Below are 22,567 nucleotides of genomic sequence, written 5' to 3'. Positions count from 1 at the left end.
TGCCGCTTGTTTTTCACCCTGCGTGATCACGCACTTCGACTGTTACCTTCTTCTGTTTTGGCTGATAAATTTTCCCCACAAATAAATACCCGTATTTGAACTTATTCAGCGCCCATGAGGTCATAATCGGGCCGGCTGTGCACACGGCAAACAACAGGAGAACAGCCGGTACGGCAGGAATTTCGGGCATATTCAAAAGCAACACGTAGCCTATAATCATAAAATAGGCATGAAGCAGATAAATCGAAAAGGAATAGTTGCTGATAAACATCATGATTTTCGGCACATGCTTCATTTTGGAAAACAAATGAAAACACAGGAAAATCATGCTTGTTGAATACAGCATGATATCAGGCCGCTTCGAGCTGATCATGCCGATTTCACCGACATAAGAAACAGTGACAACCAGCGCCCCAGAAGCAATTGCGGCGCCGTACACCACCCAGCGGTATTGGTTCAGCAGCGCTAAAAAACGCTTGTATTCTTTTCCGCAATAGTAGGCTAGACAAAAGTAGAAAAGCCAGCCTGCGAACGGAACCCAGAAGAACGGAAATGCCCCTCCCTCTTCAGAAGCAGGAGCCGGGCTGGCTGCGGAGAAATAGCCTAAATAAGCGGCTGTCACCACAAATGAGATAGACAGCACCCATTTCGGCGATGCTTTTTTCAAATACTCATGAAACATCATATGCAGCATGTAAAATTGAAAGATGACGAGAATGAAGTATCCGATAAAGTTTCCTAAGAATACGTTCGCCAGATATTTTTGCACAAACGCGAGAAAGGTTACCTCTCCCCCCATCGCACTGGTCATCAGCAGCGCATCGATGGCTGCGATAAATAAAAAAGGAACAAAAATCACTTTTCCCCGCTTCTTTAAAAAACCGTCAGGCACCCCATCAGGATAAGAACGGGCCAGTAAAAATTCAGAGATGAAAATAAAAGCGGGCGTGCTGAACATCAGGAGTGTGCGGAAAGAATCAACAGTGTGAGAAATATCTGCAAGAGCTTCTGCCTGAAGCATCAGGACCATTGAAATGATATGGAGCAAGACGACACTTAAGCACGAAATGCAGCGGATCATAAAAATTTCTTTAATTTGCATAACAGCGCTCCTTTTATTTCAAATTGATAGAAATCGATGGTTGTACCTTAACATGTCCGCTCTATTTGAAAAAGTGCCTGATGTCATAAATTGACGTATGCATGATAGACTAAGGTCATAAGACCCTATGGCTTTCTCAGACGAAAAAACCCACTGTAACGGAGGCAGCAGGTTGTTTTTTGAAGATATTAATTTGTATTGAGGCCTCCGCCATTCAGCCCTTCTTTGATATAGCCGTTCACTTGGCTATTAGAAAGCAAGCCAATATGACCGATGCCATAAAGCTGGATGTTTCGCGCTCCTTGTAACCGAGACAAGCTATTGATGACAATTTGATCATTGAGACTGTAAATAGATGTATAGAGGATCTTTTGATTAGGGTCTGTGCCCGGTAGCGCCGTTGATGATACTAAACCATTAGCCCCTCCAAGCGTTACGACATTTTGAATCTTATTGCCTCCGCCTAAATATTTAATATAGTACAGCGTATTGGCGCCTCCCATACTATGAGCCACAATATCTACTTTTTTTGCCCCCGTCTCTTTTAAAACACGGTCAACATATGAAGCAAGCTGCGGGCCGTTATTTAGGTTATTTCCTGTTTTATCATAAAAATCAATTGCGTACAGTTTGTTGCTTTGCCAGCCTTGAGAAATTAAGTAGTTTTTAATAGCGAAAAAGTTGTATGATGCACCACTTATTCCATGAACAAGAACGACAGGATTATGTACTGATTCAGCTTTTGCGCCAGACGGCGGAGCGGCTAAAACAGATAGAATCAGCGATAAACAAATAATGAATGCCATAAGTACTTTTTTCACGTTTCTTCCCCCTTAAAATGTTTATACCACCAATTTCCTATTATACATAAAAAATCAATATGGTTAATATTTTTTCTGAAAATTAAATTTAAATCTCTTTTATATGACGGAGATAAATCGGATACCTTCTGACAAACCTTTTATCTTCATTTCCAAAGAGCCCGGTTGTGTTCCCTTCCTCCCTTTTCTATAATAAGGGGAATAGGCAGTTAGAATCACAGTTGAGCACCGGCTCATCTGTTTTGCGAAACAGCCAGACACGGAGGATAGCATGAGAGTATTAAAATACGCCATATTAGGGCTTTTGCGAAAAGGCGAATTGAGTGGATACGATATTACGAGTTATTTTAAAGAGGAGCTCGGCCAGTTTTGGAGCGCCAAGCACAGCCAGATTTACCCTGAGCTCAAAAAGCTGACGGATGAAGGATTTATCACGTTTCGGACAACGATTCAGGGCACAAAGCTGGAGAAAAAGATGTACACCCTGACAGACAGCGGAAAGCAGGAACTGCATGACTGGCTGATCCGCCACCAGCCGATACCCGAGACGGTGAAGGATGAATTTATGCTGAAGGCTTATTTCATTTCTTGTCTATCGCGCCAGGAGGCTTCTGATTTGTTCAAAGACCAGCTGCAAAAACGACAGGCCAAGCTTTCTGACTTACAGGGAAGCTATGAAAAGCTTATGGCTTCAGCAGAGCCGATGTCATTTTCTTCACCGGACTTCGGCCACTATCTTGTGCTAACGAAAGCGCTGGAGCGGGAGAAAAATTACGTTTCTTGGCTGGAATCAATTTTAGCTATGATAGATAAGGATTAACCGCAGTTCAGGCTACACCCATACGAATGTACCCACATGCTAAAAAACATCTGCCTAAACGGCAGATGTTTTTTAGGCTCGGAGCGCTTTCAGCCCCGCTGCGAAAGTGATCGCAGCAAATGCAAGCAAAATGCCGCAGATTCCGAGAATATCTGTGACGCGGGCACCGTTAGCGATAATCTCCGTCAGCCCGCTCATCGCCCACTTTTGCGGAAGAAATTCAGCGATGGATTGCATAAATTTCGGTTCAATGTCGATCGGCCAATACATCCCGCTCACCATACATGTTGCGATGACAAACAAGTTGCCGAACGCAAGCTGCTGTTCTGGCGTTCTGACGTTGGCCGCAATCATCAATCCAATGCCGACAACGGTCAATAGAAAAAGTGACACTAATACAATAACTGCAGCCGGATTCCCCCAGTTGATGGCAAACAGCCAATGGGTGGAAAGAAGCAATATGCCAAATTGAATCCAGCCAATGACAAAGAAGGACAGCACATACCCAGCACCGATTTCCACTCGGCTGACAGAGGCTGTAAGCAATCTGGACCAGACGCCGTTTTTTCTTGCTTCTAAAATGGTTCCAGCCGCTCCCATCATGGTCAGCATGACAAACAGGATGGAAAAACCTGCTGCTCTGGAGGCTGTGTCACTTGCTTCCGCGCCCTCTTTTTTATCACTGAGCGTCTGCCGTTTTACAGCCGGAACTGTATCTTCATGTTTTTTGGCGAAAACGGTTTTATACGCCGCCTTCCAGTTCTCTCCCGCTGTCTGAGATGCCGTTTTTGCCGCGGTCACCTGAATATTGAGCGTTGCCAATGTGCTTTCTGCATATTGTTTGACCATCGACGCTTCCGACAGTTCAGGGCCGTGACGGAAAATCAGTTCAGGGTTTTTGCCTTTTTCCAGCTGTGTCTGGAACGAGCGGGAAATAACGATGATCCCGGCAATTTTCTTTTGTTTCAGCTTTTCTGACGCTTTGTTTTCAGACACGTTTTCGAATGTATACATATCATCGTGTGCCTTCAGCTGCCGAATATAATGCTGTGAGAGAATCGTATCGTCCTGATCAACGATTGCAAGCCGCACCTTATCATCATTGCCGCCGAGCATACTCCCAAATACAAAGGTAAGCAAAAGCGGGGCAGCAAACATGATCAAATAGTTCTGTGGCTTCTTAAAAATGAGAGAAAGCTCAATGCCGCAAATGGCTAGAATTTTTTTCACCTTTTGTACCTCCTTATCTTGTATGAAGCCGTCTGATACCAATTACAAGTGAACAAAAGCCGATCGCCGCAAAAAGAAGCACAGGCTTTTGAAGGTCAGCCCAGCCTCCCCCTTCCATTAAAGAAAGAAAGCCGTCAAGCGCCCAGCGATTTGGCACCGCTTTGGATACAGACTGCAAGACGTCCGGAAATTGGTACAGCGGCAGCATGGACCCGCCGAGAACCGCAAGCAATTGAATGCCGAAGCCGCCTATCGAGTCTGCAGATTTCATATCGCTGATGCACGACGCAAGCAGCATTGAAATACCAGATACAGCTGCGGCGTAAGAAAGCCCGAGTACACTCACAAACAGCAGATTACCGCCCCAGTCCACACCAAATACATTGATTGTGACGATCAGAAATATGAAAAATTGTATGATAGCAAACAGATACGTCCCAAGCCATTTTCCGAAGAGAATGACGGATTTTTGCGCAGGCGTCATCAGCATTCTGGCAAGCGTCTCCGTATCCTTTTCCTGTAAAAACGATTTCGCCCCGACTGTCATATGAAACAGCATAAACATGCAAAGCATTGCCGCCGAATAGTATTGAAAGCTGGTAACGGCCTTGCTGCCGACAGATTTTTCTGCAATAGTCAGCTTGTCACCTGTTTCTTTTTCTAGCGTCTTTGCCAGCTTTTCTGCAAACTGTGCAGGGTCAAGTTTTCCTTGCTGTACAGCTTCCGTTTTGCTGATGTAGTCCATTGAGGCTGACGCGGCTTCCTTTACCGCTTTATATTGCTCTATAAAAGAGCTGGCAGCTGTTTCGATGATGGAACTTTTCAATGTTTGATCAGGTGCGGCATAAACAACAGCTGAGGTTTTGCCGGCTTCCCAATGGTTCGGGATGACGATGCCTACATCGATTTTCTTTTCATCAATCAGCTTCTTCATCTTGTCTTCGCTGCCGGCTTTTGTGGCCTTTATCGACTTCATTTTTTTGAGAACATCTTTTGTAAACATGTTCGCTGCATCTGACTGGTCTGATTGAATGTAGCCGACTTTGATGTCATCAATCCGGTTGCCTCCGTCAACAACTGATCCGAGCGCCGCCCCTAAAATACACGTTAGGATCAGCGGCATTAGGATAAGCATCATAAACCCTTTTCTGTCCGTGATTCTGATTTTGACATCTTTCCATGCGATCCATATGCTTTTTTTCATTGCCGCCCCTCCTAATCCCGCAACGTGCGGCCGGTCAGATTCAAAAACAGGCGCTCCAGATTCGGTTCCTGCACCTGAAGAGACAGCAGGTTTATATGATGAGCAGCGGCTTCAGCAAGCAGACTGGTGACGACTTTCTCATGATGAGCCGCAGAAATGTCGATTTTGAGCTCTGACTCCTGGACTGTTACATCATTCACATGAGCCAGGGAACGGATCGCCAAAAGAAACGCTTCATCGATCCCGCTGACTGTGAGCTGAATGATGGTATCGCCTCCAAGGCGGCTGCACAAATCAGTTTTTGTGCCAATCGCAATCATTTCCCCCTGATCAATAATTCCGATCCGATCGCATAAAAACTCAACCTCTTCCATGTAATGACTCGTATAGATCACCGTCATGCCCGTTTCGTTGAGCTGTTTGACCGTTTCTAAAATGTGATTTCTCGATTGAGGGTCAATACCGACAGTCGGTTCATCCATAATCAGCAGCTCGGGCTTATGCATTAAAGCCGCACCGATGTTGATTCTTCGTTTCATCCCCCCGGAGAACGTTTCAATCTTATCTTTAGCCCGCTCAGTCAGACCGACATATTCAAGGACCTCAGCCGATCTTTTTTTGGCCTCGCCGTGCGTAAGTCCGTACATTTTCCCCCAAAACATAAGATTCTCATGAGCCGTCAGCGTCGGATATAATGCAATTTCCTGCGGAACAATGCCGATTTTTTGTTTCGCTTTGGCCGTTTCTTTTCCGATGACATAGCCGCCCACCGTGATGTTCCCGCTGTCATGCGGCACAAGGCCGGAAATCATCGAAATGGTTGTGGACTTCCCCGCACCGTTTGGCCCGAGCAGACCGAACGACTCCCCCTTTTGGAGGGAAAAAGAAATACCTTTCACGATTGTTTTTTTTCCATATGCCTTTTTGATGTTTTCTGCTTGCAGCACGTCGTCTCACTCCTTTTTTGATCCATTGCCATTGTAGAAGAAAGAAAGGCGTGCGGCATGTAGCGGCAGATAGAACATAGGGCATGAAAAAAAGGCCTGTAAAAGGCCTTTTCAGAGAAGCATATATGCAAAACGTCATATGTCAAAAGACAGATATACCATATCTGACCGAGTAAATGGCGGCTTGGGTTCTGTCCCTGACAGCCAGCTTGCTGATAATATTTGAAACGTGGTTTTTGACTGTGCCTTCTGTAATGTAAAGCTTTTCGGCAATTTCTTTGTTATTGAGCCCGTACCCCAGCTCAGCCAGAACTTCGATTTCGCGCTCGGTCAGGTCGAGCAGCTCGTTAGGTTTTTCTATCTCTTTTATTCCTTTCAGCTGTTTTTCACGCTTCCATTCATTCAGCATTTGGGCAGTCAATTCCGGCGGAAGCACCATTCCGCCAGAATGAACAGTCATCACCGCTTTTACAATCGTATCTGCCGACATATCCTTCAGCAGGTACCCGCTTGCTCCTTCTTCAAGCGCTTCAGCAATCAGCGCTGAATCCTTAAAGGTTGTCAGCATCAAAACCTTTACGCCGGGCAATGAGCTTGTGATTAATTTTGTTCCCTCCACCCCGTTGGAAACCGGCATGCGGATGTCCATTAATACGATATCCGGCTCCAGCTCTTTCGCCTTTTCGAATGCTTCCTGTCCGTTTCGCGCCGTTGCGATCACATCGAGCTCTTCTCGGAGCTGGAGCAGGGATGCCAGCCCTTCTCTGACGATATCCTGATCGTCGGTAATGATGATCTTAATCATGATAAACTCTCCTTTTGCTGCACGGGCCTGAAGCTCCATTTTTTATTGGCAAGTGAAAATTCTGCATTCACAGTAAATCCTTGATCCTGTTCGCTTTCAAAGCGGATCGTTCCGCCATGCTCCGCTGCCCGCTTTTTCATATTCAAGAGGCCAAAGCCAAGTGCCGCTTCGGGATTGCCTTTTCCGTCATCCTTAATGACAAGGCTGATGCTGTCCGTTGTGCAGGCAAGCTGTATCGAACAAGCTGCGGCGCCGCCGTGCCGTTTGGCATTGGTCAGCGCTTCCTGCACCGTTCTGATCAGGGTCGGATGAAGAGACAGCGGAATGATTGCAGGATCGCCGCTGACCGCAAATTCTGTTGTGACCCCTGCATTTTTGCAAAAGTCCTCTGTCAGCTGTTTCAGCGATTCGATTAGCGAAGGATCGTTTTCAGTTTGCAGAGTGCGTACTGATAAGCGGACATCATCAAGCGCTTCACGGGCAAGTGTTTCACAGACACCTACTGTCTCATCCGCTTTTTGGCTGTCTCTTTTTTGCCATTCACGCAAAAGCTGCAGCTGGACGAGAAGGGCCGTCATTTTATGCCCCACTGTATCATGGATTTCCCGCGCCATTCTGTTCCGCTCGTAAATGGCAGTCAGCTCTTCAACCTGCTTCGCATATAAATGGAGCTCCTGATGTGCAGCAGACAGCGCCAGATGGGACTCCGTCAGTTCCTGAAACTGCTGTTTTGCCGTATCCTGCGCATCCAACAGCTTGCGGATTAATTTGCCCACGACACCGCAGAAGACAACGAATGTCATGCTAGTCAAATGATCAATGACAAATTCATTGCCGAACATCGCATATGTACGGATGAGGACGGTCAAAAATAAAATAGAGGAAAGACATAAGACAGACCATGCTGTTCTTTTAGGAAACCCCCGCAGAAAAAAGGCGACCGCAACCGGACAAAGCATAATAATGAACAAACCTGTGCCGGGAAAGATAAATCCGAACGAAAAGCCGATTGCAATATCAATCAGGCAGAACCAGATGGCATTTGTCTCTTTTGTCAGCAAAACATGATTGGCTGCATACATGGCAGCACCTGCTGCTATAAATACATATCCAAACCAGTTATCCTCTTTCACAATGGACAGATACATTAAACAGCTCACCATCAAGGTGAACATTCTCGTAAAAAAAAGAGCTTTCACGCTCATCACTCCCGATACCCAATTCCCTTCTTATCATACCTGCCTCAGGGCATTTTTGACAGGAGTTTCTGGAAAATAAAAACCGCATATGAACTTTATGTCATATGCGGCGCATTCCCTCATTTATTTAAATTCAACCCAAACTGACCCTTGGTTTGCCGAGCGCACGCAGTTCTCAATCCAGCGAATGCCCTCGATCCCTGCATCAATGTCAGGATAAACCAAGTTGTTCAAGATTTCTTCATCTTCACGGTTTTTGGCGTCTATCGCAATGGCAAATTTAAGATAAATATTGGCCCATGCTTCGGACAGCCCTTCGCTGTGTAAGGCGCCCAGTCGTTCATCGGCGTTGCAAACATCATCTAAATACGGCATGCCGCGAACGAGTGTCTGGCCCGGCTCTCCCTGCACTTCATACGTCAGTTCATTTGGCTTGCTGTCCCACCACTCAATGCTTGCCTTTGAGCCGACAATCCGGATTCTATGGCCATCCATACATCCGGCATTGATTGACGATGTCCACATCGTTCCGACCGCTCCATTTTCATAATGCATCAGCACATGGGCATTATCCTCTAGCGGTGCGCGGCTGCCGACGAAGCTCTGTCGGTCACACAGCAGCTCCTTAATTTTCATCTTTGGCATAATAAGCTGTGACATATAATACGTGTGGGTAGATAAATCGCCCAGCACAAAGCTTGGCCCGGCGATCGCAGGGTCGACACGCCATTTCTGTGCAGCGCTTATCTTTTCACCTTCATCTGTTGCACAAAAACCGTGTGTGTACTGCAAGTCAACCACGCGAATATCGCCGATCATTCCTTGTTCAATCATCGCACGCATTTGAAGAAGCATTTGATTGCCTGAAAAACCGTACGTCACGCCGACAATTTTCCCTTTTTTCTCTGCGAGCGCTTTGATTTCCTGCCCCTCTGCTGAAGTGAAGAACAGCGGTTTTTCACAGATGACATGCACTCCTGCTTCAAGCGCCGCCTTACAAATCTCATAATGAGTGCCGTTCGGAGTGGCAATCGATACTACCTCTATGCCATCCTGTCTTTTCGCTTCCTCGGCAAACATGGTTTGATAGTTGGGATAACAGCGTTCCGCATCCACTCCAAGGTTCACCCCGAAATCTTTTCCTCTTTCTGCATCGATATCAAAAGCGCCAGCAGTTAATTGAAAAGCAGTATTGTCTCTCAGCGCTCCAATACGATGTTTATATCCAACCTGGCTGAGCCGCCCGCCGCCTACCATTGCCCAGCGAAGCGGCTTAGAGATGATTCTTTCTCCATTTAGCATCATGAAAACCTCCTATTGGCTGATGGTTTGTTTTAAAGCTTCTACAGAAGTACGGATGCCCGCTTCAGGTGACATCGTCAGATCCTCCATTTCTAAAGAAACCTCACCTTCATATCCCATCATTTTTACAACTGAAAAAAATTCCTTCCACCACTGTAAATCCTGTCCACAGCCGACAGCTACGTAATTCCACGCCCGGTTTGCAGGATCTGTCACTTCTTTTGTTTCTAAAAGTCCGTTGACCGCCGATAAATATCTTTCAATTCTGACATCTTTCCCATGGACATGGTGAATGGCTGAGCCGAGCTCCCTTGCTGCGATGATCGGGTCTGCGCCCATCCATAACAAATGGCTCGGGTCAAGATTCAAACCGACCATCGGGCCGACTGCATTTCTGAGCCGAAAGAGAGTCTCAGGATTATAGACTAATTGAGAGCTGAAGTTCTCAAGCGCTATTTTCCCCACGCCGCAGGCCTCCGCTTTTTTGACAAGCTTCTTCCAATATGGGATCGCAACGTCTTCCCATTGATAGTTGAGGATATCTTTTAAAACGGGAGGCCAGCTTACTGTGTATGTGATCCAGTTCGGCACTTTGTCGTCCGGGCCGCCGGCTGGCAAACCGCTCATCATGATCACTTTTTTGACGCCTAATAATCCAGCCAGCTCCATCGTTTTGTCAGTTATGTCTCTGTGCGATTTGCCCAATTCACCCGGATCTAAAGGGTTCCCCGAGCAGTTTAATGCGCAAAGTGTCATGTTCCGCTTTTCCAGCGCTTGTGAAAATTCTTTTCTTTTTTCGCTGCTTTGCAGCAATTCATCAAGATTCAAGTGAGGTGCCGGCGACCAGCCCCCGGTTGTCATTTCAAGTGTATCGATCCCAAGCTTTGCGGCAAAATTGAGCATGTCTTCAAAAGGCAAATGCCCTAGGCTGTCTGTTACATAAGATAGTTTCATTGATAGATTCCTCCTGGTATCTCAGGTTACGATAAGTGAGTTGTTTGATTTTGGATTTCCTGATCAGCGCGGCGGCCATACTGGCGAAAGGAATGCTCAAGCTGTTCAAGTGACCGCCCTTTTGTCTCAGGCACATATTTTTTCACAAATAGAATCGCTAGGATATTCATAGCGACAAAGATAAAAAATGTCGCCGACATCCCAATATGATTGAGCAAAATGGGAAAGGTGAATCCAATGAGAAAGTTAGCTGTCCACAAGCAGAAGGTGCTGATCCCCATGCCAAGCCCCCGCACATGCATAGGAAAGATTTCCGAGAGCATCAGCCACGTCACCGTAGAAATGGCAGTCTGCTGAAACGCAAGAAACAAAATGGTCAAACTCAGCACAACATACGGCAGGGCGGGTGTTCCTTCAAGGACAATGGATAAAATCCCGATCAGCAGAAGGGCTGTCATCGTGCCAATCTGTCCGATGATCAGCATGGGCCGGCGACGGACTTTGCCGAGAAGCCATATCCCAAAAATGACCGCAATAACTGAAATAACACCGTTTGCAATATTGCCGATTAATGCAGCTTCTGTTTGAAAACCGGCTTCTCTCAGAATTTCTGTCCCATAGTACATAATCGAATTGACACCGGTAATTTGCTGTACGATGGCGATTCCAATCCCAATGAATAGAATGCGCCTTATCCACGGCTCTTGAAAATCATGAAAGCCGGCCTTTTTTGCTGTGCCCTCAATCGCATGTTTGATTTCTTTTATTTCCTGCTGTGCCTGACTGTCTTCACGGATTTGCCGAAGCACCCGCAGGGCGTCACCCATTCTGCCTTTAGCTGCCAGCCAGCGCGGGCTTTCAGGCACGATGAGCATTCCGAACCATAACACAACAGCCGGAAGTGTCGCGATGACCAGCATATACCGCCATACATTTGCGCTCTCCCCCATTGTGCTGCCAATAATGGCGTTAAAGGTGTATGCCAGAAGCTGGCCAATTACGATCATCAGTTCATTTTGTGTCACGATTCGTCCCCTGCGTTCTGCCGGCGAAATTTCCGCTAAAAAGGTTGGAACCGTTACAGAAGCGCAGCCAACCGCCAGTCCAAGCAGAAAACGAAAGGCAATCATCACGGACGCGTTTGGTGAAAAGGTACAGCCAAGTGTGGCTGCGATGAAGAGTAAGGCTAAATAAAGGATCGTTTTTCGGCGGCCGTGCCGATCGGACAGACGTCCTCCAAACATCGCCCCGAAGGCTGCCCCGAGAAGCAGGGAACTCGCAACCAGTCCTTCTGTAACAGGTGTAAGATTCAGCTGACCTGCAGTTGCCATAAAAGGAAGTGCTCCATTAATGACACCCGTATCATAACCGAACAACAGGCCGCCGAATGTAGATACCAATGTAATCGTTCGTAAAAGCCCTTTATGAGCTAAGCTTTCTTTTCCTATTACAGCCTCTTTCTTTTTTGTACTCACGGCTTTCTTCCCCTTCTTTCAAGAATGGCAGAGCACCCGACACCAAGCATAAGCCAATGCATCCCTCCTTCAGCAATACCCCTTGTTGTAACCGCTTTCTAAAAAGATTATAAGACAACGAGATTTCTCGCGTCTTTATCATATGAAGACATTGTTTTGTCATTTCAGGACATCTTATTCGTGCGGCTTGGCCTGTTCGATTTTTTGAAAAGGTTTATTGATTTGAAATGCGGTCATTTTTGAGTCTTTATAAAGGGAGCGGAAAAGCCCTGGAGAGCTGCCGATTTTAGCGGAAAAGACGCGAGTGAAATAATGTACTGAGAAACCGATTTCTTCCGCTATTTCTTTAATCGACAAATTCGTTGATTTCAGCAGTTCGGCAGCTTTGTTTATTTTTTCATTTTGGACAAATTCTGAGTAGCTGACGCCCAGTTCTGCTGCAAATAAACGTGATAAATGCCTCCCTGAGATATGAAAGTGGCTAGCGACATCCGTCAGCTTTAACGGCTGTGACAGATTGTCTTTTATGTGCAGTTTCACCTCTGTCAGCAAAGCAGAAGATGTGTGAATGGGCTGCTTTTGTTTCGGGCGTTGGGCGTACGGGAGAAAGGTTTGGATTAATGACAGGATCAATGCATGCGACAAATGAGATAGGATCTCTTTGTCAAAAGCATTGACAGGTTGCGCTGCTTGCAGCATTAACGTTTTCCAAAGCAGGCCCGGCGGTTCGCCATCTTTCAATTGCATTGTGATAAAGGGGCTTTGTTTCACTTCTTCCATCACTTTGATCCATTCGGCGCTTGACTGATCCTCGCTCAGCTCGAAAGCGACGTAAAAAAGGAACAGCCCTGTTTCACTTTTGATTTGGTGCAAATGCTCCGGCTTTGACAAAAAAATCGTCTGTTCACGAAGCGGATATGTACGATCGCCTTCAAGGTAATATCCTTCACCTCTTACCACGTAACAAATTTCATAAAAGGAATGCTTATGAAGCAGTGTGTTATAGTGGTTCGTCATCGCTCCCCAGTAGTGGACGTAAAATGAAACATCCTTTTGCTCTAAGCGATGCACATATTGATTTAATGCTATTTTGCCCGTCACAAGGTGGTTGAGTTCCATGTAAACGCCTCCTAACAAGTTGGTTCTCTCATCATAACAAGGCGGACAAAAATAAAAAATCCCCCTGCCGTTATTTCGGCAAGGGGATTGCAGTTAAATCACAAATGTAATATAGGCGCCGGAAACAGGGTCTTTCACACGAAAGCTGTTTTCCGTCTCTTCAATCGAATACCCGGCATGTTTGACTCGGTTTGCCACCAAATCCAGCTCCTCTTGGTGGGGCAGGACAACAGTATAATAATCTAGTCCGCTGGCATTTGTCGGTTTAGGCGGCGCATTTCTTCCCGCCCAAATGTTTAAGCCGATATGATGGTGGTACCCCCCGGCTGAAACGAAGAGGGCGGACATGCCCGCATAGTTTCCGACAATGTCAAAGCCCAGTACATCTGTATAAAACGCCTTTGCTTCTTTCAAATCACTGACATGCAGATGAATGTGTCCGATGATTGTATCGTTCGGAAGCGATGTTTTCCGCTCATCTCCTGCCTCTTCCAGAAGGCCCTCAATGTCAACAGCGGTTGTCGTCATGACGTAGTTTCCTTCCCGATCACGCTGCCACGTGCTGCGGGGGCGGTCAGCGTACATTTCAATGCCGTTTCCGTCAGGATCAGACAGGTAGAGCGCTTCGCTGACAGCATGGTCTCCATGTCCGATAGCAATGCCGTGTTCAATCAGGCGGGCGAGCGCGATCCCAAGTTCTTTCCTGTCCGGAAGAAGAATCGCAAAGTGATAAAGGCCTGTCACAGACCGTTCAGGCAAGACGACAGCGCTCGGATTTTCTTCAAGAATAAGCAGTACGCGTTTCCCGTCAGCCGTTAATTCCGCTTGGCGATCCGTCTTTTTTAAGACTTGAAAACCGATGACGTTACAGTAGAACTGAAGCGAACGCTCCAGACTGCGAATTGTGAGTTTGGCATAGCCAATGTGTGTATCCTCATGAATGCTGGTCATGCTGCATGCCTCTTTTCTTATGCTGAAACGTTTTCGTTCTTTTTTCCTTTAAACACAAATGGGTCCAGCGCCAGGAATCGACTTCCAGTAAGCGCCAGGTGAATGGATGTCAAAAGCAGAAGGTAATCAAATTCTGCATTGCCCATGAATGGCGCTTTCAGCTTAACAGTGATGATGGCGCCGATCAGTGTAAGAGCGAACAGTACACCGACAATACGTGTAGCCAATCCGAAGAAGACAAGCACTCCGCCAATGAGTTCAATCGCTGCGATGACATACGCCATAAAGCTTGGAAGGCCTATGCTGCCGAAAAATTGGATGGTGCCCTCCATTCCCTGAAACTTTGATAAACCGTGAACAAAAAAGATAATACCTGTAATAACTCTTAAAAGTAATGTGCCAATTTCAAATGATTTATTCATTTTATCCTCCTTGATAAATGTTATCACTTACTTAATGTAAGCTAGTATATATACATAACTTGTTTACGTCAAGTAATTTTGTTACATTTTACGAAAATGAAATAAAAGTACTATAAAACTGTAACAAAAAAGACCTCTGTGCAGGACAAAGGTCTATTTCTCAAATTGGCTTTCATATAAGTCACTGTAAAATCCTTTTTGCCGAATCAGCTCATCATGGCTGCCTTTTTCAATCATTTCACCGTCTTTTAGCACCACAATCTGGTCCGCTCTTTGAATGGTGTTCAGCCTGTGGGCAATGATGACGCTTGTTCTTCCTTCCATTAAACGGGCGAGCGCTTCTTGAATGTTGACTTCTGTAACGGTATCAATGTTGCTTGTCGCTTCATCCAAAATGAGAAGAACCGGATCAGCAAGCACCGCCCTCGCTATAGAAATCAACTGCTTCTGTCCTTGACTGATGCCCGAACCGTTTTGCGTCAGCACGGTGTCATACCCTTTTGGCAGCCTTTCAATAAAGCTATGGGCATTCGCTGTTTTTGCAGCGGCTTCGACTTCCTGATCAGAAGCATCGAGCCTGCCGTAGCGAATGTTTTCTCTGATCGTTCCCTGAAATAAGAAAGAATCCTGAAGAACAAACCCCATGTTTTTTCTCAGGCTTGCTCTAGTAAGGGTTTTAATATCTGTACCGTCGATTAAAATTTTTCCTTCGTTAGGCTCGTAAAAACGGGCGAGAAGATTAGTGACGGTTGTCTTCCCCGCCCCCGTCGGTCCGACAAACGCGATGGACTGCCCCGCAGGCACGGTAAACTGTAAATGCTTCAGTGTCTGCTGCCCTTTATCGTAACCGAAGGACACATCCCGGAATTCAATGCTGCCTGTTTGGATGGGCTGATGCACGGCGTTCTTTTCATCCTCGCGCTCTTCTTTTTCATCAAGCACGTCAAACACCCGTTCAGCGCCGGCGATTGCGGACAGCATCGTATTAAACTGGTTGGCCAGATCGTTTAAAGGGCGTGTAAATTGTCTTGAATACTCGGCAAAGACGACGATGGAGCCGATCGAGATCCAGCCTTTCAGCGCAAACAAACCGCCGATTGCCGCTATCATTGTAAAGCTTAAGTTATTCAAAGAGTTCATGACCTTCGGGATAAACCCGGAAATCGTCTGCGCCCAAAAGCCCGACGTCTTGAGTGCAGCGTTTTTTTCGAGAAATTCAGCAGTAATCTGCTTCTCACGTGAATATGCTTTGATGACCTTTGCGCCTGAAACAGATTCCTCAATATACCCATTCAGATCACCAAGGTTTTTCTGCTGTTCTTTAAACAGCTTTCCCGTTCGGTTGGTGATCCATTTCAGGCTCGCTGCCATCACCGGAATAATGGTCAGCGTAATCAATGTAAGGAGCGGGCTCATGTACAGCATCACCGCAATTGTTCCGACAAAGGTGATCACGCTTGACAAAATTTGAATGACTGACGTGTTTAAGGTAGAACTGACATTTTCGATGTCATTCGTCACCCGGCTCATCAGCTCGCCGTGCCGCTGTTTATCAAAAAATGGAATCGGCAGCTCATGCAGATGGGTGAACAATTCGCTTCTCATTCTGAAAACCGTGCCCTGCGAGATCGTAATCATCCAATAGTTTTGAAACCAAAGCGACAGGGACTGAATGATATAGATAGCGAGCAGAAGAAGCAAAACAGGAATCAAGCCGCTGACCGTTTTCCCGACGATAAAATGGTCGATGGCCTTTCCGATCACAAAGGGGCCAAGGAGCCCGAATATGGCGCTGATGACAACCATCAGCATGACAAGTATGAGCAGTCCTTTTCGTTCAGCCAAGTAAGACCAGATTCGTCTCAGTGTGCCCTTTGTATCCTTTGCTTTCGCCCGCTTTTTCGCGCCTTCTTTTTTGTCAATTGGCAGTTTGGGATATTGGAAAGGCTTGCGGATGTCTTTTAGCATGACTCGCTCCCCTCCCTTCCGAATTGTGACTCGTAAATGCGCTTGTATAATTGAGATTCAGAAAGCAGCTCACTGTGAGTGCCTTTTTCAATCAGTTCGCCGTCCTCAAGCAACAAAATCTGATCAGCTTTCATCGCCGTGGTCATTTTTTGTGTAATGATCAAAGTTGTGCAATGGTATGTGCTGATTGCTTCAAGCAGCTTCGCCTCCGTTTGCAGGTCAAGCGCGCTTGTGCTGTCATCTAAAAGAAGGATAGCCGGTTTTCGAATCAGCGCCCGCGCAATGGAAATTCGCTGCTTTTGGCCGCCGGACAGGTTGACGCCTCTTTGCCCCAAAACTGTATCATATCCATTTGGGAGCTTCAAAATCGTTTCATGAATTTGCGCATGTTTGGCCGCATCCATTATTTCATCTAGTGAAGCATTTTCTTTGCCCCAAGCGATGTTTTCTTTGATTGTGCCGGAAAACAAGAGGACTTCCTGCGGTACATATCCAATTTGCCTGCGCAGCCCTTCAGCCGGAAAATCTTGAACCGGCTTTTCATCTATGTAAATGCAGCCTGAATCCGGCTGATAAAGCCGCGGAATGAGCTGAAAAAGCGTGGACTTGCCCGAGCCCGTCGCACCGAGAATCGCGATCGTTTCTCTTGGCTTTGCGGAAAATGAGACATTCCTGAGCGCTTCTCTGTCCATTTCAGGATAGCGAAAGGATACATGCTGAAACTCAATCCGTCCTGACAAACGATCAGATATGATGCCTTCCTCCCGCTCATCGCCTTCTGTTTCAAGCACCTCGCCGATTCTATCCCCTGAAGCCTTCGCCCTGGTGAAAATCATAATCAAAAACGGAAACATCGAAAGCGCGCCTGTAATTCGTGTTGCGTAGTTAATTATCGCAACAACATCGCCGACCTGAGTGCTTCCGCTCGTGATACTGTAGGACCCCGCCCACAAAATCAAAAGAATGCAGAGATTCATCAGCAGCATCAGTACAGGCATCGTGAATTCCACAAGCTGAAAGGCCGAAACCGTTTTTTCCATCAGCCTTGTGTTGGCTTTGATAAATCGTTTGACTTCGTGGCTGCCGCGAAGCAGCGCTTTGATCAGCTTGATTGCGATTAAATTTTCCTGCATGATGGTGTTCACTTGATCCAGCCTTTTCTGCACTGAGCGGAACAGCGCCCCGCCTTTCCTTAATACCCACAGCAAAAACAAGATCAGGATCGGAATGGTCACAAGCAGAAAAAAGCCGAGTTTCACATTAACGGCAAGCGACAGCACAATGCCGCCTGCAATCATTAAGGGAGCCCGCAGCATAAACCGCAAACTCATAAAAATCATATTTTGAACCTGTGTGACGTCGTTTGTCAGCCTTGTAATATAAGAAGAGGACGAAAACTGTCCAAATGTGGAATAGGAGAAGGACTGGATTTTTTGAAAAAGCCCTTTTCTCGTATCATAGGAAAAGCTTTGGCTGACATGGGCGGCATAAAAGGAATTCAGCATCCCCGCCGCAAAGGATAACACGGTCAGCCCGATCATGACCGCGCCCCATATCCATACATGCCGCAGATCTTGCTTCAATATCCCATCGTCGATGATTTTTGCAATCAATAAAGGCTGCATCAGTTCAACTGCAAGCTCCGTCAACATAAGAATCAGCGCAATTCCCGCCAGCAATGAATATGGTTTTAAAAACGACAAAGCCTTTTGCATGTAAAAGCCTCCAAACCCCTTTTTACTCGATTGTCTCTTTCTTTACTTTACTATGGCGGTCTTTTTGACGGCAAACGAAAACCCTCCCGAAAAGGAGGGCAGTCTTTATTGATTCAATATTTTTTCCACACGCTCCCGCATCTGCGGTACGCTTAATCCGATAATTACCTGAAACGCCTTCCCGTTCCTGACAACGCCGTGTGCGCCAAGCGCGCGGAATACGCTGTCGGGTTCAACCTTTGTTTCGTCCTTGACACTGACTCTGAGGCGGGTGGCGCAGTTTGTGACTTCAGTGATGTTGTCTTTTCCGCCCAGCGCTTCAATATACAGAAAAGCGGTGTCATCAGCCGTTTCAGCAGCGGAGGCCGTTTCATCCTTGTTTTTTCGTTCTCTGTATTCCTTTTTCGAATATAGCTTTGTTTCCTGCTGTTCATCCTTTTCCCGTCCTGGTGTAGCGATATTGAATTTGAGGATTAAAAATCTGAAGACGAAAAAATAAATTGCTGTAAACGAGAGCCCGATCAAAATTTGATACACATATGTCATACCGTGGCTGCCAAAGAGCGGAATCCAGTTCAAGGTTACCGCCTCAATCAGTCCGCCTCCCATATTTCCGACGACGCCGGCCATATACATAACTGTCGACATTGTGGCGGCAAGCACGGCGTGAACCGCAAATAAGAAAGGTGAAATGAATAAGAACGTAAACTCAATCGGCTCTGTAATACCGGCGACAATCGCTGTCAGTGTGACAGGAATCAGCAGCCCTGCGACGAGTTTTTTCTTTTCCTTTTTGGCTGTTACATAAAAAGCCAGGGCGATACCCGGAATACCGAAGATTTTCGAGTTGCCGTGAAGCGCGAATCCGCCTTGCGGAAAGAGCTCCTTCAGCGGTTTGGCGCTTTGCGAATATTCGCCAAGATGCTGTGCCCAATACGTGACGATCCCGCCTTCTGCTACAGCCGGGCCATAAATAAACGGCGTGTAAATAAAGTGATGAAGGCCGGTCGGAATTAAAATCCGTTCCAAAAACGTGTATATCCAAACGCCCACCGCCCCAGAAGCAACCAGGAAGCTTTGAAGCGAGCCGATTCCCGATTGAACCATCGGCCAAATATAAGACACAGCCAAGGCAATTGGGATCATAATAAAGAAGGAAATCATCACGATATATGTTGAGCCTTGAAAGATGCCGAGAAAATCGGGCAGTTTTTTATCAAAATAGCGATTATGCAAAAAGACGACAATCGAAGAAATAAAGATGGCTCCGATGATGTTGGTATCGAGCGTTTTTATGCCCGCAATCATCGTTAACCCGCTCGTTCCGCCGACCTCTTGATTCATGTCGACGCCAAATGCTCCTCCCCATACCGTCAATATCGCGCTGACAAAATAGTTGAATGTCAGGTAGACAGTAAGCGCTTCCAAACAAGCGCGTGCCTGAGCTTTCTTCGCCAAAGCAACCGGGATGCCAATGGCGAATAAGAGCGGCATTTGGTTAAAAACAGTCCAGCCGCCCTGCTCAATGATATACCAGCACTGATACCAAAAACCGTCAGGATCGGCGAGCGGTCCCATGAGGGTTTTATTTTTAAAGAGCGTGCTGATACCGACGATAATGCCGGCGAACGCGAATAATAAAACAGGCACAAACATCGCGCTTCCAAAGCGCTGAATTTTTTGCATCATACCAGAACCCCCTGCTACTCATTGTCATTTTTTTCTGCCTCTTTGTAATCAACATATGCGCGGAACAATGCTTCGCCAACGAGAAAAAACGGTGCAAAAGCGACAATTTCCGTTTTATCGCTTAATGTCACAGGTTTGCTTGTCGCATAAAGATTATGCGGAGTCAGCTGGGCGAGGACATTGTTTTTTAAATTCGTAATGGAAATAAAGGGAATACCCTTTGCAGAAAGCATTCTTGCCTGAGGAATCAGCTCCGGTGTTTCTCCGGAAAGAGAAATGATGATAAACAGATCGTTTACTTTAAAATCATCGCGCATCAAATTAAATTCATTTGTGTCTTCAATTAAAATAAGATAGCGATGGCGCGGAATAAACATTCTTTGCAGGTCGCGGGCGCATATCTTTTGCGCATTTCCAGAACCGTAGACGAAAATGCGGTCAGCTGCATCAATCAGCTGGCACATGTCCGTCATGTCCTTTGTCCGTAAGAACTTCAAATTTGCTTCAATATCATCAAGCAGCTTTTGAAAACTCATACTCTCGCCTTCTTCCGGCTGATCTTCCCACTTTAAAAAGACGCGAAATTCACTGTAACCGCTGAAACCGAGCTTTTGGGCAAGCCGTAAAATTGAGGAACGCGATACACTGCAAGCTTTGGCCAGCGCGTCGATTCCAAGGTGATAGCATGTGTGCTTATGATTCAATATATATTTTAAAATATGAAAATCGTTGTCATTCAATTTGCTGTAGTGCTGATTGATCAGTTCTTCGAGCTGCATATCAGATCCCCCCATTTTCTTTCTATTATATACAATTACAGATTCGAAAATGGGGGAATTTCAGTTATGATATACGGGTCGGGCTTTGATCAAGCTCAGGCCAGAAGCCTTTGTTGGCCTCCATTAAATCCTCGAGAATGAGTCTTGCCACACGCGCGTTCGGCACTGTTTTTGACAGGATTAGCGCCTGCCACAGCTTTTGGAACGATTTCTCCGCCCACGCTTCAACAGTCAGCTTCTCAACGGATACCTGCTGCTCCATAAGCCCTTTTTGGAATTGCGGAATGGTGCCGACGGTAATCGGTTCAGGCCCATTTGAGCCGACAATGCATGGAACCTCGACCATCGCAGTCGGGTCAAAGTTCGCAATTGCGCCGTTATTTTCAACGATCAACAGCATTCTTTCACCTGTGTTGTAGGCAATCGCCCGGGCAAGATCAACGATATATGATGCGTGGTCATCGATTTTGATTTCGCTGTTTTCTGTGGACTGCTCACGTGTAATCATGTCACATTGGCTGAAAATAAAAGCTTCGCGCCCTTCCATCACTTCATTTGCCCGCGTATGATTCGGATTTGATTTTTTCACCATATCATCCGGGAACAAATAATATTGCAAATACGTATTCGGCAGTGTATCAGGATCTGCGGCCTGCACGTCACGCGCTTTGGCGAATGTGTCATTCCAGCTCGCTTCCACCGCTTCAGCCTCTGTTTTCGGAATATAGCCGTATTGAGATACATGCTCCTTCAGCTTCGGCATTAAATCGTTGCCCTCTTGATCCTGAATTGATGTCCACCAGCCGAAGTGATTTAATCCGTAATAGCGGACCTTCATTTCTTTTCTTGAGGATAAGCCAAGAATTTGCGCCATCCGGTCTTCGATCCCAACCGGCATATCACAGATATTGAGAATTTTAGAATTCGGTCTAAGGCGTCTCGTAGCTTCAGCCACAATTGCCGCCGGATTGGAATAATTGAGCATCCACGCGTCAGGCGAGTATTTTTCCATGTAATCTAATATTTCAAGCACACCGCCGATCGAACGCATACCGTATGCGATCCCGCCCGGCCCGCACGTCTCCTGGCCGACAACTCCGTACTTTAACGGAATTTGCTCATCAAGCGCACGCATCGCGTATTTCCCTACTCTGATGTGCGCCATAACAAAATCGACATCTGTAAAAGCTTCTTCCGGGTCAGTCGTCGCTGCAAATTCAATATCCGGCGCTTTTTCTCTGATAAAAACGTCACAGGCGCCTGCAATTCGATCCTGTCTCTCCTTATCATTATCATACAGCTTCAGCTTTCTGATCGGAAACTCCTCCAAATGGTCCAAGAGCATGAGTACGATCCCTGGAGTGAAAGTGCTCCCTCCGCCCGCTATTACGATTGAGAATGATTTTTTCTTCATATGACGACCTCCTTGATAACGTTTACAATTCCATTTATACCATGAGATAGCCCGTCCCGTAACACGTTTGGCGCACTTAGGTCATTTGATCAACTTTAGTGTTTTTTCCCATAGAGCGGGAAATTTCTCATTTGCCTTATGTCTGAGGGATTTGTTTTTTTTACCTTTTTTGTAATCTTAAAGTCTCACCAACTGTGAATTTTAAGTGAATATACGCCCTTCCAATTCTTATGAAAAGGTTCTTTTGTACGATTCGGATACATGCCGAATTATTTATAATCATTTATATAAAACATCCAATTGTGCGTGAATTTAGAAAAGGCAGGGGACAAAAGTTGGACTCATATAAAGTCATTGAGCTGGCAAACAAGTACAGTGCGGCCGCAGAAGAGGTCAGAAGCTCCAAAATGCTGCTTGAATCCCGGTTATCTGCATTGGGAGATGCTTGGCAGGGCAAATCAAGAGATTCGTTTGACCAGGATTTCGAGGAAACGAAAGCCGCCTACGATCAATTCGAACAGGAGCTGCTTGAAACAAGCCAAGAGCTGAAGGCTACCGCTGTCAAAATAGAAGAACGAAAAGCTGAAATTGCCAGAATGGAAGAACTGGAGCGTAAAGCAAGAGAGGAAAGACATAAACTCGGGAGGTGAA

At 46.2% G+C, this 22,567-nt stretch carries 20 protein-coding genes; 2 read left to right on the top strand and 18 right to left on the bottom strand.

The genetic code is table 11. The features are described 5' to 3' along the window. Positions 1 to 13: 13 nt before the first annotated feature. Both bslm_RS04405 and estB read right to left on the bottom strand, forming a co-directional pair. On the bottom strand, positions 14 to 1,102 hold the full coding sequence (locus bslm_RS04405) for an acyltransferase family protein (protein ID WP_003242504.1): 1,089 nt from the start codon (positions 1,100 to 1,102) through the stop codon (positions 14 to 16). A 188-nt stretch (positions 1,103 to 1,290) separates the two neighbouring features. Continuing rightward, on the bottom strand, positions 1,291 to 1,923 hold the full coding sequence (gene estB, locus bslm_RS04400) for an esterase EstB (protein ID WP_003243184.1): 633 nt from the start codon (positions 1,921 to 1,923) through the stop codon (positions 1,291 to 1,293). Positions 1,924 to 2,194: 271 nt separating this feature from the next. Between estB and padR the strand changes: the two genes are divergently transcribed. Next, positions 2,195 to 2,743, top strand: coding sequence for a transcriptional regulator PadR (gene padR / locus bslm_RS04395; RefSeq protein WP_003233588.1), 549 nt, complete (start codon positions 2,195 to 2,197; stop codon positions 2,741 to 2,743). Positions 2,744 to 2,815: 72 nt separating this feature from the next. Here the strand turns inward: padR and lnrN are convergent, their stop codons facing one another. The 16 genes from lnrN to glvA form a co-directional block, all read right to left on the bottom strand. Then, positions 2,816 to 3,973 (bottom strand): linearmycin resistance permease LnrN, encoded by a 1,158-nt coding sequence (gene lnrN / locus bslm_RS04390; protein ID WP_038428638.1) that lies wholly within the window; start codon positions 3,971 to 3,973, stop codon positions 2,816 to 2,818. Between the two features lie 13 nt (positions 3,974 to 3,986). Further along, the gene (gene lnrM, locus bslm_RS04385; protein ID WP_038428637.1) at positions 3,987 to 5,177 is read right to left on the bottom strand and encodes a linearmycin resistance permease LnrM; all 1,191 of its coding nucleotides are present in this window, start codon (positions 5,175 to 5,177) and stop codon (positions 3,987 to 3,989) included. An 11-nt stretch (positions 5,178 to 5,188) separates the two neighbouring features. Beyond that, on the bottom strand, positions 5,189 to 6,124 hold the full coding sequence (lnrL, locus tag bslm_RS04380) for a linearmycin resistance ATP-binding protein LnrL (protein WP_024572985.1): 936 nt from the start codon (positions 6,122 to 6,124) through the stop codon (positions 5,189 to 5,191). Between the two features lie 142 nt (positions 6,125 to 6,266). After that, on the bottom strand, positions 6,267 to 6,929 hold the full coding sequence (lnrK, locus tag bslm_RS04375; protein WP_038428636.1) for a two-component system response regulator LnrK: 663 nt from the start codon (positions 6,927 to 6,929) through the stop codon (positions 6,267 to 6,269). Next, on the bottom strand, positions 6,926 to 8,128 hold the full coding sequence (gene lnrJ / locus bslm_RS04370) for a two-component system sensor histidine kinase LnrJ (RefSeq protein WP_017696465.1): 1,203 nt from the start codon (positions 8,126 to 8,128) through the stop codon (positions 6,926 to 6,928). The genes lnrK and lnrJ overlap by 4 nt, the downstream gene beginning before the upstream one ends. A gap of 123 nt (positions 8,129 to 8,251) precedes the next feature. After that, positions 8,252 to 9,433, bottom strand: a complete 1,182-nt coding sequence (locus bslm_RS04365; RefSeq protein ID WP_010886447.1) for a Gfo/Idh/MocA family protein — start codon at positions 9,431 to 9,433, stop codon at positions 8,252 to 8,254. Positions 9,434 to 9,442: 9 nt separating this feature from the next. Further along, the gene (locus bslm_RS04360) at positions 9,443 to 10,384 is read right to left on the bottom strand and encodes a sugar phosphate isomerase/epimerase family protein (RefSeq protein ID WP_003244504.1); all 942 of its coding nucleotides are present in this window, start codon (positions 10,382 to 10,384) and stop codon (positions 9,443 to 9,445) included. A gap of 26 nt (positions 10,385 to 10,410) precedes the next feature. Further along, entirely contained in the window at positions 10,411 to 11,859 is a 1,449-nt protein-coding gene (locus tag bslm_RS04355) for a sugar porter family MFS transporter (protein WP_003244331.1), read from the bottom strand. 174 nt (positions 11,860 to 12,033) lie between these two features. Further along, positions 12,034 to 12,978: an AraC family transcriptional regulator gene (locus tag bslm_RS04350; protein WP_003243004.1), complete on the bottom strand. Its 945-nt coding sequence runs from the start codon at positions 12,976 to 12,978 to the stop codon at positions 12,034 to 12,036. 93 nt (positions 12,979 to 13,071) lie between these two features. Beyond that, positions 13,072 to 13,929 (bottom strand): catechol 2,3-dioxygenase, encoded by an 858-nt coding sequence (gene catE, locus bslm_RS04345; RefSeq protein WP_003233597.1) that lies wholly within the window; start codon positions 13,927 to 13,929, stop codon positions 13,072 to 13,074. A gap of 17 nt (positions 13,930 to 13,946) precedes the next feature. Continuing rightward, entirely contained in the window at positions 13,947 to 14,351 is a 405-nt protein-coding gene (gene catD, locus bslm_RS04340) for a DoxX family oxidoreductase CatD (RefSeq protein ID WP_015252533.1), read from the bottom strand. 153 nt (positions 14,352 to 14,504) lie between these two features. After that, the gene (locus tag bslm_RS04335; protein ID WP_042978122.1) at positions 14,505 to 16,319 is read right to left on the bottom strand and encodes an ABC transporter ATP-binding protein; all 1,815 of its coding nucleotides are present in this window, start codon (positions 16,317 to 16,319) and stop codon (positions 14,505 to 14,507) included. Continuing rightward, a complete protein-coding gene (locus bslm_RS04330) occupies positions 16,313 to 18,034 on the bottom strand; it encodes an ABC transporter ATP-binding protein (protein WP_029317467.1) in 1,722 nt (573 codons plus the stop codon). Before bslm_RS04330 ends, bslm_RS04335 begins: the two co-directional genes overlap by 7 nt. A 105-nt stretch (positions 18,035 to 18,139) precedes the next feature. Further along, positions 18,140 to 19,723: a PTS maltose transporter subunit IIBC gene (gene malP / locus bslm_RS04325; protein ID WP_003233606.1), complete on the bottom strand. Its 1,584-nt coding sequence runs from the start codon at positions 19,721 to 19,723 to the stop codon at positions 18,140 to 18,142. Positions 19,724 to 19,737: 14 nt separating this feature from the next. Then, positions 19,738 to 20,502, bottom strand: a complete 765-nt coding sequence (glvR, locus tag bslm_RS04320) for a MurR/RpiR family transcriptional regulator GlvR (RefSeq protein ID WP_015482966.1) — start codon at positions 20,500 to 20,502, stop codon at positions 19,738 to 19,740. A gap of 64 nt (positions 20,503 to 20,566) precedes the next feature. Then, positions 20,567 to 21,916, bottom strand: coding sequence for a maltose-6'-phosphate glucosidase (gene glvA, locus bslm_RS04315; protein WP_017696475.1), 1,350 nt, complete (start codon positions 21,914 to 21,916; stop codon positions 20,567 to 20,569). A 335-nt stretch (positions 21,917 to 22,251) separates the two neighbouring features. Here glvA and bslm_RS04310 point away from each other — a divergent pair, with 335 nt between their 5' ends. Next, a complete protein-coding gene (locus bslm_RS04310) occupies positions 22,252 to 22,566 on the top strand; it encodes a WXG100 family type VII secretion target (protein WP_046380864.1) in 315 nt (104 codons plus the stop codon). Position 22,567: the final 1 nt, after the last annotated feature.

It is taken from the genome of Bacillus sp. LM 4-2 (assembly GCF_000978495.1).
Taxonomy (GTDB): domain Bacteria; phylum Bacillota; class Bacilli; order Bacillales; family Bacillaceae; genus Bacillus; species Bacillus subtilis.
Note: the sequence above shows the minus strand (reverse complement) of the source record. Positions and strands in the feature narration are given on the sequence as shown.